This window comes from Spirulina sp. CS-785/01 (genome assembly GCF_028330525.1).
Taxonomy (GTDB): Bacteria; Cyanobacteriota; Cyanobacteriia; order Cyanobacteriales; family Spirulinaceae; genus JAQMSD01.
The window spans coordinates 1-13,575 of record NZ_JAQMSD010000060.1 but is presented as its reverse complement, the minus strand read 5'-3'; the positions used below and the strand labels follow the sequence as shown (position 1 = coordinate 13,575).

The 13,575-nt window shown below is 46.7% G+C and carries 11 protein-coding genes; 4 read left to right on the top strand and 7 right to left on the bottom strand.

Annotated elements, in window-relative coordinates:
* Positions 1 to 107: 107 nt before the first annotated feature.
* Complete coding sequence (purD, locus tag PN462_RS03335; protein WP_443029048.1) at positions 108 to 1,376, bottom strand: phosphoribosylamine--glycine ligase; 1,269 nt, start codon at positions 1,374 to 1,376, stop codon at positions 108 to 110.
* Positions 1,377 to 1,648: 272 nt separating this feature from the next.
* Here purD and PN462_RS03330 point away from each other — a divergent pair, with 272 nt between their 5' ends.
* Positions 1,649 to 2,848 carry an argininosuccinate synthase gene (locus PN462_RS03330; RefSeq protein ID WP_272126521.1) on the top strand — a complete coding sequence of 400 codons (1,200 nt, stop codon included), beginning with the start codon at positions 1,649 to 1,651 and terminating at the stop codon, positions 2,846 to 2,848.
* A 125-nt stretch (positions 2,849 to 2,973) separates the two neighbouring features.
* On the opposite strand, the gene PN462_RS03325 is transcribed toward PN462_RS03330, so the two are convergent.
* From PN462_RS03325 to PN462_RS03300, 6 genes are all read right to left on the bottom strand, one after another.
* A complete protein-coding gene (locus PN462_RS03325; protein WP_272126520.1) occupies positions 2,974 to 3,903 on the bottom strand; it encodes a pentapeptide repeat-containing protein in 930 nt (309 codons plus the stop codon).
* Between the two features lie 96 nt (positions 3,904 to 3,999).
* Positions 4,000 to 5,265 carry a hypothetical protein gene (locus PN462_RS03320; protein ID WP_272126519.1) on the bottom strand — a complete coding sequence of 422 codons (1,266 nt, stop codon included), beginning with the start codon at positions 5,263 to 5,265 and terminating at the stop codon, positions 4,000 to 4,002.
* Between the two features lie 91 nt (positions 5,266 to 5,356).
* A complete protein-coding gene (locus tag PN462_RS03315; RefSeq protein WP_272126518.1) occupies positions 5,357 to 7,045 on the bottom strand; it encodes an iron uptake porin in 1,689 nt (562 codons plus the stop codon).
* A gap of 331 nt (positions 7,046 to 7,376) precedes the next feature.
* Positions 7,377 to 8,561, bottom strand: coding sequence for a S1 family peptidase (locus PN462_RS03310; protein ID WP_272126517.1), 1,185 nt, complete (start codon positions 8,559 to 8,561; stop codon positions 7,377 to 7,379).
* A gap of 32 nt (positions 8,562 to 8,593) precedes the next feature.
* Positions 8,594 to 9,709, bottom strand: a complete 1,116-nt coding sequence (locus PN462_RS03305) for a S1 family peptidase (RefSeq protein WP_272126516.1) — start codon at positions 9,707 to 9,709, stop codon at positions 8,594 to 8,596.
* Between the two features lie 38 nt (positions 9,710 to 9,747).
* Complete coding sequence (locus tag PN462_RS03300) at positions 9,748 to 10,401, bottom strand: COP23 domain-containing protein (RefSeq protein WP_272126515.1); 654 nt, start codon at positions 10,399 to 10,401, stop codon at positions 9,748 to 9,750.
* A gap of 626 nt (positions 10,402 to 11,027) precedes the next feature.
* Between PN462_RS03300 and PN462_RS03295 the strand changes: the two genes are divergently transcribed.
* From PN462_RS03295 to PN462_RS03285, 3 genes are all read left to right on the top strand, one after another.
* Entirely contained in the window at positions 11,028 to 12,356 is a 1,329-nt protein-coding gene (locus PN462_RS03295) for an NAD(P)/FAD-dependent oxidoreductase (RefSeq protein WP_272126514.1), read from the top strand.
* Between the two features lie 245 nt (positions 12,357 to 12,601).
* Positions 12,602 to 13,138 carry a DoxX family protein gene (locus tag PN462_RS03290; RefSeq protein WP_272126513.1) on the top strand — a complete coding sequence of 179 codons (537 nt, stop codon included), beginning with the start codon at positions 12,602 to 12,604 and terminating at the stop codon, positions 13,136 to 13,138.
* 314 nt (positions 13,139 to 13,452) lie between these two features.
* Positions 13,453 to 13,575, top strand: a 123-nt coding sequence (locus PN462_RS03285) for an RRXRR domain-containing protein (protein WP_272126567.1), incomplete at its 3' end; no start/stop codon positions are given.

Genomic DNA, 13,575 nt, shown 5'->3' with positions numbered 1-13,575 from the left:
CCGACTCTAAAAAAACGATTTTAGGGCAATTATATCGTGGTCATCGAGAATTCAGTATGAGGAAACCGTGAAGTTTCTGAGGTTAGATGATTGAGTGTTGGTGAGTTTTATGTGTTTTGGCGGACTCGGTGGGCAATATCTTGGCGAAAATACATTCCCTCGAAGTTAATTTTGTTGAGGGCTTTATAGGTATTAGCGATCGCACTTTCAAAATTCGGCCCCGTCGCCGTCACCCCCAACACCCGGCCCCCATCCGTCACCAACTGGCCGCCCTTCTTCCGCGTCCCCGCCTGAAACACCATCGCCCCCATCTCCTCCACATCAGCAACCCCTGTAATCTCCTTCCCTTTCTCATACTTCCCAGGATACCCCTCAGAAGCCGCCACCACACACACCGCACAACCCTCTTGCCACGCCAACGCCGGGAAACTCTCCAATTTCCCCTGCACACAAGCCAACAGCAACTGCTCCAACGGCGTTTCCAACAACGGTAAAATCACCTGAGTCTCCGGGTCCCCAAAACGGCAATTAAACTCCAAAACCTTGGGCGTACCATCCGCGGCCACCATCAACCCCGCATACAACACCCCACAATAGCGAATCCCCCGCTTTTGTAACGCCGCCAACGTCGGCGCAATCACCTCCCGTTCCACCCGTTGCAGCAACTCCGGAGTCCCCAAGGGGGCTGGGGCATACGTTCCCATACCGCCCGTATTTGCCCCCGTATCCCCCTCACCCACACGCTTATGATCCTGGGCCGGGAGTAACAAACGAAAAGACTCCCCATCACAAAGGGCAAACACCGACAACTCCTCCCCTTGTAAACATTCCTCCACGACCAGCTTTGAAAACCCTTGTTCCCAAAGCTGATCCACCCCCGCCTGGGCCTCCGCCACCGTTTTCGCCACAATCACACCTTTCCCAGCCGCCAAACCATCCGCTTTCACCACAATGGGGGCCAATTGCTGTTTAATATAACTTTTCGCCTGATCGGAGTCCGTAAAAACCTTCCCTTTCGCCGTTGGAACGTCGGCCTCCTCCATCAACGTCTTCGCCCACCCCTTACTAGACTCAATTTGCGCCCCCGCTTGAGTCGGCCCAAACACTGGAATATTCTGCGCTTGGAGATAGTCCACAATCCCCTCCGCCAAGGGGTCTTCCGGGCCAACCACCACCAGAGAAATCCCTTGTACCCCCGCAAAACGGGCAATCCCATCAAAATCATCCACCCGCATGGGCAGATTTTGACATTTTTCTAAGGTCGCCGTCCCTCCATTTCCAGGAATACAGATCACCCGGTTAACTTTCGGAGACTGTACAAATTTCCACGCCAAAGCGTATTCACGGCCACCATTGCCAACCACCAAAACCTTCATTCTTTGCACTCCAGCATCAGACAGTGTTTGCTCGGGGGAATAGGTGAGCATACCATAATTTCTGCCCCAGGCCATTTCGACTGTAACTATAGTCCGGTTTCGGCACAAAATTCAAGTCCTGACTCCCTTTTCCGGACAATCCCCCCACCCCCATTCCCCAGACAGAATTTTTCCCAAGGGAGGAGAAAAAGCCCAGAAATGGCCAAGATAAACATTTTCAAGGGAACAGAACCCGCTAAAATACCCCGTTAGTCGTTTTTTCCGAAATATCTATGGGTCGCGCAAATAAAGTAGTTTTGGCGTATTCTGGGGGGGTTGATACCTCGGTTTGTATTCCCTATCTCAAGGAGGAGTGGGGGGTTCAAGAAGTCATTACCCTCGCTGCGGACTTGGGCCAAGGGGAGGAGTTGGGCCCCATTAAACAAAAAGCCTTGGATTCCGGGGCCGCGGCATCTTTGGTTGAAGATGGCCGGGAAGTGTTTGTCACCGATTATGTCTTCCCCTCCATTCAAGCTAACGCCCTCTATGAGAATCGTTATCCCCTCTCCACGGCCTTAGCCCGTCCGTTAATTGCCAAAATGTTAGTTGAGGCAGCCGAAAAATACGGGGCCGATGCCGTCGCCCACGGTTGTACCGGGAAAGGTAATGACCAAGTACGGTTTGATGTGGGGATTATGGCCTTGAATCCCAATTTACAAGTCCTGGCCCCGGCCCGAGAGTGGGGCATGAGTCGAGAGGAAACCATTGCTTATGGGGAAAAGTTTGGCATTCCTACCCCAGTGAAAAAGTCTTCCCCCTACAGTATTGACCGCAACTTATTAGGGCGGAGTATTGAAGCGGGACCTTTAGAAGACCCCATGACTGAGCCACCAGAGGAAATTTTTGCCATGACTACGGCCTTGGCAGAAACGCCTAATGATCCCGAATATGTGGAAATTGGCTTTGAGAAAGGGCTTCCCGTCAGTCTCAATGGCCAAGCCTTATCCCCCATTGAGTTAATTACCCAACTCAATGAAAAGGCGGGTAGGCATGGAGTTGGCCGCATCGACATGATTGAAAACCGGGTGGTGGGGATTAAATCTCGTGAAATTTATGAAGCCCCCGCTTTACTGGTGTTAGTCCATGCCCACCGAGACTTAGAAAGTCTCACTCTTACTGCCGATGTCACCCAATATAAACGGGGCATTGAGGAAACCTACGCCAATTTAGTCTATCAAGGACTCTGGTATAGTCCCCTGAAAGCTGCGTTAGATGCCTTTATCAAGGAAACTCAAGGGGCTGTGAATGGGGTGGTTCGCGTGAAATTCTATAAAGGGAATGCCACAATTGTAGGACGGCGATCCAACAATTCGATTTATTCTCCGGACTTAGCGACCTATACCTCCGATGACCAATTCGACCACAAAGCTGCCGAAGGGTTCATCTATATTTGGGGACTCCCCACCCGTGTTTGGGCAGAAAAAAATAAATAGGTAAGTGATGATTGGGAATGGGTAATGGTTTGTTACCTATTCCCCAGGGGCTAATGGGTGATGGATAATGAATTATGGAAAATTATGGAAAATTTTAACCAAGAACAAACAACCAACAAAAAAAATTACTGTTCTCCTCGACGACGACAGCCTTGATCTGAAATTGACGCATCTGGGAGTTTAGCCCGACATAAAATAACCGTCTCTAATTCTACTCCTTGAAGACTTGCCCCTTCTAAATCTGCATCAAATAAATTTGCATCTCGTAGATCAGCATAACTGAGATCAGCATTGCGTAAATTAGTCGCCCGCATATTGGCATTTCGTAACACGGCCCGTCTGAGAATGGCACTTTCAAGAATAGCATCACTCATCTGGGCTTGTCGTAAATTTGCTCCCCCTAAATTCGTATTTTCCAAAATAGTCCGTAACATTACTGCCCCAATGAGATCAGCATAACTCAGATTTGCCCCCGACAAATTAGCATCCCGTAAATTCGCCAAACTTAAATTAGCTTCATTGAGCTTACTTGCCCGTAAATCTGCATTGCCTAAATTCGCACTGCGTAAATTCGCCTCAATTAAATTAGTATCTTGGAGATTGGAACGACTTAAATCAGTCTCGCTTAAATCAATTTGACTGAGATTACTGCCCTCCAGATTAACATTACTAATTTTTGCCTTATTTAAAACCGCATTGCGTAAATCTGTATTGCTAAAATTACTGTTATTAAGATTAGCCCGAATTAAAACGGTTTGTCGGAGCATTGCATATTCTAAATCTACTCCATCTAAACTCGCAAGGGTTAAATTGGCCTCAGAGAGATCAGCATAGGTGAGATCAGCCCCATCTAAATTGGCATTCATTAAATTTGACCCCACTAAACTTGCATTCCGCAGATTTTGGCCACTTAAATCTGCTCCACTCAAGTCACAGTTACGGCAAATTTTTGTTTCGAGGAGTTGGGCAACGTGCTGGGGGTTTTCTGCACGCGCTGGGGTGGCCAAAATACTGACCAGCAGAGAAAAAACAACACACCAGATCGGACGTTTCATAGTTCGTTTCAACGAAAAAAGGTATCCTCCCCTATTAAAACAAAAATTGTCTTAGGGGAGGATTGAGAGAGTGTTATTGGATAATTTTTTGATCATTTAGCGATCGGGAAGAGGCCCAAAGGTGAATGCACCCGGCAGTTGAGTATCTAAGGTTAAGTTTTCGAGGTCTTCTTCCGTAAAACTCGCCACATCGTTAATCCGAATTTCAAAGGTTTGTCCCCTCGGTCCAATAAACTGAAGCACTCCATCATTTCCGGTTAATCCCACGCGGACGGTTGCGGGTTGACCATTAATGGTAATTTGTCCTGCTTCTCCTGCATTCACCAACGCTAAACCTGTGAGGGGATCACCACTCAAGGTTGCTCCGGTCCCCTCAAAATCATTCACCGTAAACCCAAGGACTGTATTGTTGATGGTTAACGTGGCACGATTGAAACCGACTCGATTCACCACTAAATCAGTCACTGCCCCATCCGGACTGGTTAATCTTAAACTCCCTCCTACACCCGTCAAATCGATCAAGGTATTGACATCATTATTATCAATTAAGTTGCGAATATTAGGACGGATATTCAGGCTCAGGATGCCGCTTTGTTGCTGAATTTGACTACTGGCGAGACTATTTAAAAACGTTAAGATTGAGCTACTGGCGGCTTCTAGACGGGTCGAAGAAGCACCCCGACCACTCAGAGGATCAGCCGTTCCATTCAGTGCATCTGCCAGAAACCACGGTTTAAATCCTGGGTTGCGTCTTCCTCGCATATTAAACTGTTGCCGTTGACTGTCATCTTGAGAGTCCACATCATCTTGTTGTAGGTCGTCTCTGGGTTGTGCGTCGTCTTGTGGGTCCTGACCCTCATCTTGTTGTAGGTCGTCTCTGGGTTGCACATCATCTGGTGGTGCATCATCTCCCGGTTGGGGTTGGGGACTGTCTTGCACATCATCTTGTGGTGCATCATCTCCCGGTTGTTGGGGTTGGGGACTGTCTTGCACATCATCTTGTTGTGCATCTTCTCCCGGTTGTTGCTGTTGGGGACTGTCTTGCACATCATCTCCCGGTTGTTGGGGTTGGGGACTGTCTTGAGTCGGTTCTGTGGTTTCTGTGGGTGGGGGAGTGGGGATATCCTCTTGGGTGGGGTCGTCAATTTGTTCAAAGGTTTCATACTGTTCCCGTAAATCAATACTATCTTCTCCAAAAAAGATAGATTGAGAGAGCAGTAAGTCCGATAACATCAAGGTTTCAGAGGGTTGGGGTGGAATTTCTATGGATTCATTCCCATAGGATTTGGTTGCGATCGCAAAACTGCTCGCTATGGCGAGAAAGGCGATACATTGGGCAAATTTAGAAATTTGGTTTTTCATGGCTTTGACCTATTTTTTGAGGATTCACCCTAAATTCAAGACTGTCAATTTAGGGGGATAAGAGAAAAAATTCATACTGAGGGACGGTGTATTAAAATCGTAACGTTGCTCGCAATGTTCCTACAAAAATGGTGTTATTTTCAGGGATATTACCGGGATTTGTCACCATGAAGACTCCAGGACTAATGGATAGATGATCATTCACTTGGAAATTATAGAAGGCTTCTAAATGGAGAGATGAACCGGGGTCTTCTGGGACTGGCCCTGTTCCGGCAAAGAGTTTGGGGGGTTGTCCGCCTAAAATGGCAAAGAGATCGCCTTCTCGTCCAAAGGGGTCTGCAATTCCCACAGAAAAGAGATAAGTTTTAGTAACAGCTAGGGTGGTTTCATCAACTCCTAACCCTCGGCTATAAATGAGACCTCCCCATGCTCCCAAGGTAACATTTGGGGCTACTCTCCATTGTACTGTTCCGTTCAAGGCATGAATTTGGATTGGGGTAAAGGAAAAGAATTGTCCTGATGTATCGGCGTTAAAACTTCCGGTAAAGGTGTCTAGACGACCGTTGCGAGAATACCCATTTACGTAGGTAACTCCTGTCACTAAGTTGGAGGTCGGTTGCATCAGGAATTGTAATCCTAAAACACTATGATCGGATTTGAAGATGCCGACTTCTCCGTCATTGGCGTTACGAAAGCCATAGGCGGCTTGAAAACGGACACTATCGGATATTAACCAATCAAACCCTAATCCAGCATCCGGTGCGCCAATTTTAAATACGGGACTTGCTTCGGCAAAGCGGGAAATTGCCCCTCGACTGGAATCAAAGTAAGCGGAGTTAGCGGTTAAGATGTCACTGAGTTGAAACCCAAAGGGTTTAATGGTGAAGACGACTCGGTTATCTAAGGCGGCGGTTCGATATTCTAAGGACGAAAGTTGCAGTTGGTTCGATGTTCCGGTTTGAAAGGATAATAAGGCGGTGCGAGTATTCAGGGAATTGGGTCCTGCAAAGGCGATATTTTCAAAGTTTCCGGCTTCAAAGGCGATTCGTAAACGGTCTAAGGGGGTTAATGCCGTTACAATACCGATTTTGGAGTTATAGTTAAAGATGGGTTCGGCCACTCCTGTCCCTGGTGGGTCGCCCCCGCCACCGAAAGAGACGGCAAAGGTGGCTTGTCCTCCGAAACGAACTGTGGTCGAAAATTGATTATCTTCTAGAAAACTAACGCGACTTTCTAGGTTGTCGGTTTTAGTTCCTAGGACTCTCAGTTCGGTGTCATATTCTTGTTTTAAGCGTTGTAAGATATTCAGGTCTTCTTCGGTGACATATTCGTCGGTTGCGATTAAACGTTCCATTTGTTGTAAACAGGCGTTTAATCCGGCTGCAAATTCGTAGCGACTGGTGGCGAAGTTGCCTCGAAATGTGCCATCGGGATAACCCGCTAAACAATTATAACGCTCAATTAATGATGCTAAGGCACTATAAGCCCAGGTGGCTGGATCAACATCTCGGAGTTCAAAGACGTTGGTCATTTGTCCCATAGTGTTACTAAAATCTATGGGGTTAGAGTCAGTAATTGGAGATGAACGGGTTGTATTTTGTTGAATGTCTGCAATGGTGGTTAGGGGTAGGGTTAGGTTGGTGAGTTGCTCGGTGTTTTCGGACGGGTTGGATGATAAATTCGGAGACTCTAAGGATTGAGCTTGGGCTTGTGCAATAACTGTAGTTAGAGCAAAAAGGGGACTTAGAAATAATATAAAGTAAGGACTTTTACTTTTCACTTCTCACACCTCAAAAAATCTTCATGTTTGCAATACATTTGAAATACAGTCTGTTGGGTATTTCAGATTATTTGAATTTTACTCTATTTTAGGTAAAAAACAAGTTTATTTTTGGTTTTTATAGAAAAGTTATTTGCTTATTTTTAAGCAGCTTTGTGTAAGCCCTAAAGGGCTTACTACGAACCTATGATTTATAGTAAAAGTCTTACTTTGATGGTTTTATTTAAAATAAAACTAACTGAAAGAGGGGTTCAGTCATGGTACTTTTCCTTCGGAGTGTTAGTTTTAAGCGTCGCGGCATCAAAATTAATAGCTAAAGGGTTATATTCAATTAATCACAATCTCCTCCTAAAAACCATTCACAACCAGTAGAGGAGTTATCTCTCAAGCGGGTTTCAATACCAGAAAAGGATTGATAGATATTTTCTACTACGTCGGTCGGATCATCATAAAATCCACTTTCTTCTTCGGACTGGGGAATAGAAGTTATTTGGGATTGAATGATGGTTTGGGGGAGAGGGTTGCGGTTGAATAGAAAATTTAGGTTTCTGTTCTGGAGTAAATTGAGGAAATAATTAAAGTTCTGTGCGCTGCTGTAATAGGAACTTAATTCTGTGGGATCAGAGGTGCTAAGACGGTTGGGGGGATTGACAACGGCCCTGAGTGTGGAACAGTAACCGTCGAATTTTTGACGCTCTTTCTTTTGACCTGAACCCCGTCCATGAATGCCAATGACTCTACCTTCTGCATCAAATACGGGGCCGCCACTCATGCCAGGACGAGTTTTGTCTAGATAAAATAGGCTGTAGCCATTGGGGCCGGATTGGGGATCAATTCTGGCTTCCATGGGACCCCAGGCTAACCGTCGTTCTCGTCTTGCAACCCGTCCATTACATTCTTGGTTGATGGGGTTTTTCTCTTTTTCGGGGTCTGGCCACCCGGAGATATAAATTTTTTCCCCGATTTGGACTTCTTCTGTATTGCCGATTTGGGCAACGGGGTAGGTTTGGTCACTGTCAAAACTAACGATCGCTAAATCCACTCCAGCCACTCGACCTTCCACTTCTCTGGAATAGCACCCAAAGCGCACTAATTTCTCTTGTAGAGAAGGAGAGGCATTGAGGGGACATCCTCGGCCATCGTTGAGGGATTGGACTTTATGAACCTTGCGATCGCTAGTCCGAATTCCGTAGGTCAGTCCTTGATCTAAATGTCGCTGCCTAAAGTTATGGGTCACGGTGAGGACATAATACCGATTCCCGTCTTTGGCAATAATCACCCCAGACCCCGGATTCCATAACCCTTCTTGGTTTCTCTCCGCCGCATTCGGATTATTGCGATTATTTTCGAGATCATCGAGCAAGTCTTGGGTCAGACTAGGAGCAATCAAAACGGTGGTTTGCTTGGCAATAGAGTTCATTTCTGCTAGGGATAACGCGGCCCAAGCAGGCATTGTGATCAAACTACTGAGCAGGATGCCCCCTAATGTTTGCCAAAATGTGCCTATTAATGACATTGACCTTCACAGAATTCGATAGGGTTTCCCCTTTACCACCAGCGAGTCCGTCCCGTCTGCACTTCGCGGATTTGGGGGAGGGGTTGGAGTTCAGTGGGTTGGGTTTCTCTGGGTTGGACTTGGGGAGGGTTAGGACGGGAGAAGGAGGCCGGAGGATTCGTCGGAGAGGAGGGGGATGGAGTTTGTGCGGAGCGAGAATCTGGAGCAATAGAAGCCATCTGGAGGATGGTTTGCAAGGGAATTGCCCAACTCGATCGCGCTAATTCCTCTTGGGGAATCTGGTTCGGGGTTGAACCATCACTAAAAACATAAGGATTCCCCCACAAGGGATATTTATGTTTGCCATTAATGCCAATCAATTGGCCTTGGCCATTCAATAATGGCCCCCCACTCATTCCCTGAACCACATCGTTGCTATATCCCAATTGATACCCTTTAATAAAGGGACGAGCCATCACAAAGGTGATTTCTCCGGCAGTGAGGGTAAAGTCCCCTGAACCGTAGGTATTGGACTCTAGGGGAAATCCGGCAGCAAACACCGCATCCCCCACTTGAGGAGGACGAGGGGCCAAGGACACCACAGTATAGGAATTAGGACTCCGAAAACGCAGCACAGAGACATCATTGCCGCTAAAATCCACCTTTCCTCGGACGGTTGCCCGATGAATTTGACCATCGGGGGTTTGTACTTGGTAGGACTTGTCCTCTAGTCCGGCAGCTAAAACGTGCTCGTTGGTGACAACGGTGTAAACATTGCCTTGTTGCTGAATTAAAACCCCTGATCCCCAAACTCGTCCGGCCAAGACTTTCACAGATACCGCTTGAGCCAAGGTTTGCAGGTTTTGAGAGACTTGAGGGGGTGGGGCAGTTGGAGTTTGTTGAGGACGGGAATTGAATTCAGGGGAATTGCTGTTAAAGGGAGAAACCTCACGGGTGGGGTTCGGTTGAACCGGGGAAGGAGTCTCCTCCCCTAACGGCGTAAAGGTTTCAAATTCCCTTAAATCATTCGCCTCTAAATCATTCTCCAAGTCCTGCTCAAATTCCTCAAAGGTGTTTTGAGGAAAAGCCTGTGCTAGGTTTTCACCCCCAATGACGGTGGGGAGCAAGGATAAACTACTAACACAGGCGAGAAGTTGTAATAAACGCATATTTTTGGCTAGACCTATTGAATGAATCTCCTTCTATTCTAGAACCAGTCTCCAGGATCAGAGTCAGACGGATTAGGATTTCCGGAGGGTTCAGGAGAGGTAGGAGTATCCGGTTCGGCAGAAGGGGTGGGGCTATCGGGTTGGTTATTACCACCGCCGATGTTTTCATTAGCCCGTACGTCTAATAATTGATTAAAGTCAATATAGTTGCCGCTACCGTCTTCGCTTTCGTAGAGGACATCACTTGCACCATCTCGAATGTTAAAGAGACGTTGAATGGTGCGAGAGGCATTTGAGCCGGGTTTTAAGGTAAAGAGAACGGTGTCACCTGCACAAGGAGCGCCATGACGACTGGCCACACAAACCACGGGCTGGCCGTTCACAATTCCGGTTGTTAAGTAATTCAGTTGTCCAGATTGATAAAAGCGTTGGAATCTAGCCGAAACTTCTTGGCAGCGTCGCATGGGAGTATAGCCAGAATTACTGAAAAATCGGGAATACCAACGAATAATCGGTTTGCCAATGTTGGGGTTATTGTTGGGGATGGCATAGGTTGTGGGCAGTCCGGTGTCCACATTCATGCCACAGGTAAAACGCACACCAGCCGCTTCACTGGGAAGCTGCATTAAGGCGGCTGTGCCTAGGGCGACTGCTCCACCAAGCAGGAAATGGGTTAATTGATTAAGTTTCATAATATTTAGGAAGTAGAAGGAATAACGGTGAGTTCCTTGGTTAGCTCATGGTTAGCTCATGGTTAGCTCATGGTTAGCTCAATCAACCCAGAGCAGACTGAAAATAAGCAAAATTAGTTTTACTTATACTAACCCTGATGACACTTGGTTTGAGGGCTGATTGGGATTAACCTATGCTTTTACCGGAAGTATAAATCTAAAATAAATTAAATGCAACTTTTTGGGGTAAAAAAATCTGATTTTCAAGATTTTTTTACAGAATTAGTTAACAATATTACGAAATATTACATTTTGCAAAAAGTTGCGTAAAAACGAGTTTTTTAAACTGAGACTAGGGGGGATTTTCTAGGTTTGAGAACTTTTCACAAAAGAAAGATTGTTTAATTCTGTAGTGAGTGTGTATAAATGTATTACCAAGGTGTTGGATGAGGTGTTCTCAATTATCACGGATTACTGCCATTCCCCCGGCTGGACAGATAAAATCTATCCTCAGACAGAGGGGATTTGAGGCTATGCTGGAAAAAGTTAAGAAAATTCTCAGAATGGTGTTTCACAATAGTTGAAGCTCTGGGACACCATTCATCTTCTCATCTTCACCACTTTATCCTCACCACTCACCAGTCTCCATGTCTAACTCTAGCTCTCAACGGACTCGTATTGTGATTATCGGTGCGGGGTTTGGAGGGTTACAGGCGGCTCAATCTTTATCTGGGGCAGATGCCGAGGTGTTGTTGATTGATCGCCATGCTCACCATACCTTTATTCCTCTGCTCTATCAAGTGGCGACAGCGCAAGTTGAACCTACTCAGGTGGTTTATCCGGTGCGGACGTTGTTGCGGGGGTCCCCCAATGTTCGTTTTTTGATGAGTGAGGTGCATCGGGTTGATTTTCATAGTCAAATTATTGAAACGGATCATTCTTTGGTGTCCTATGACTATTTACTGTTGGCGACAGGGGGAAAAACGACGTTTCAGGGGGTTGCGGGGGCGGCGCGGTATGGGTTGCCGTTGCGGTCTATTGATGATGCGATCGCCATTCGGAATCATATTATCACCCGCTTAGAACAAGCCACGGGAGAGGGCAATTTTCAAGAACGGCAACGGTTACTAACGTTTACCATTGTGGGTGGAGGGGCCACAGGAGTGGAGTTAGCCGGGGCTTTGCTGGAATGGATGCGCGGTGCCATGGGGCGGGACTATCCAGAGTTACGCCATTTACCTGCCCGGATTATTTTACTCCAGTCGGGGGATCAGTTACTCCCGGATTTACCTAAAAAATTGGGCAAATATACCGCTAAGAAATTGCGACGGTTAGGGGTTGAGGTGTATTTGCAAACCAAGGTAGAACGGGTGAGTGAGACGGGAATAATGTTGTCTGAGGGGCGGTTTATTGAGGCAGGGACGGTCATTTGGACGGCAGGCCAAGGGGCAACCTATCCCCAGTCACGGGAGGCGGTTGCAACGGCGAGCAAGGGCAAGGTGTGTGTGAATTCCAGTTTGCAACTGTTAGAATATCCCAATGTTTACGCGATCGGGGATGTGGCCTATATTTTACAGAATAGGAAACCTCTGATTGGTGTTGCCCCAGAAGCGTTACAAGCGGGAGTCCAAGTGGCCAAAAATTTGCGGCGACAACTCCAAGGTAAATCCCCGAAACCCTTTCGTTACTTCAATAAAGGCCGTTTGGCGATTATTGGCTGTTACACGGGGGTGGGTTATATTGCCGGAGTCGCTTTTACAGGGGTTGTGGCCTGGTTAATGTGGTTGGGGGTTCATTTTGTCTATTTACCGGGGTTTCGTAACCGTTTATTGTTGTTGTTGAGTTGGGTGCAGGGGTATTTGTTTGCAGACCGTCCGGTGCGTCTCATTTTACCAGCTACTCAACCCATGACTAAGGGAGAATTGTCTATTTCTTTAGCGTCTGAACAACCGGACTCTGGGAATGATTCGGTATAGTTAGTTAACAGTAATCAGTGTCCGAAGGGAACAGGGAACAGCCTTTTCTCAAGCACGGAGACGCTAACGCGAACGGCTTCGCTCAAGGCAAGGGAACAGGGAATAGGGAATAGGAAGGTTTTACCCTTACCCTAAAAAGAAAGTCAGAAACTAATCACAGTAAGCCTTTCAGCTAATTTTAAGCAATTTTTAGTTTCACCGAGAGTAAATAGTCAACAATCAACAGTAATCAGTAAGAGGTTATTATGAATAGCGATCGCATTAAAGTTGGTTTACGATCTTCAGATATTGTCTGGGCTTATACCCTATTGCGTATCATTATGGGAGTCAACTACTTTAACCACGGCTTTACCCGCATGGGCAATATTCCTGGCTTTATGGATGCAATGGTAGGGGCGATGGAGGGGGCATGGATGCCAGAATGGTTAGTGCGGATGAATGCGGCCTTAGTGCCTCCTGTCGAGTTAATTGTCGGGTTTTTGCTGATTTTTGGCCTCTTTACCCGTTATGCCTTGATTGCTGGTCTGATTTTGATGATTGTTTTAATGTACGGCGTGACAATTGTACAAAACTGGGATACCGCAGGAGGCCAGTTAATCTATGATTTAATTCTGTTTCTATTATTAGCGGGCCTTGGGTTTAATAAAGTCTCCCTCGATGAGAAGTTTTGGGGGAATAAGTCGAGTCACTCCTCTGAAGATAGTCCAGAAGGGATAATGCAGTTTGTGAGACGCAAGTTGTTTAAGCGTCGTCGCAAATATCACCCGTCTTCTCAGAATTAGATATGTCTTGGGTTAAAACCCGTTAAAATGGGTTGATTGACGTAAGGTAAGCATTCAGTCGGAGCGCGTTGGACGCTCTGGGGACGGCATTTCAATGACCCCCACCTACTTCGTGAGGTGAGGGAGTGGGGAGAGATAACCTTCCCGTAGCTGCGAATAGAGCCAAGAGCGGTTAATGAGTAAACACTTCCAAATGTTTCTCGCTTTTTGGATTAGATGTAAGGGGGTGGAATCTCACCCAACTGGGTTAGTCCAGGACACAGCGTTAACCGTGGCGTAAGAGACGTAAACCTGATTTGGAGGGATTATCTCCTATGAACCGAATTCCCGTAGTTTCTAAAGACGGGCAACCACTGATGCCAACTAAGCCCAGTCGAGCCCGTAAATGGGTAGAGTCAGGTCGTGCTGTTGGCAGGTGGAGTGATTTGGGCCTGTAC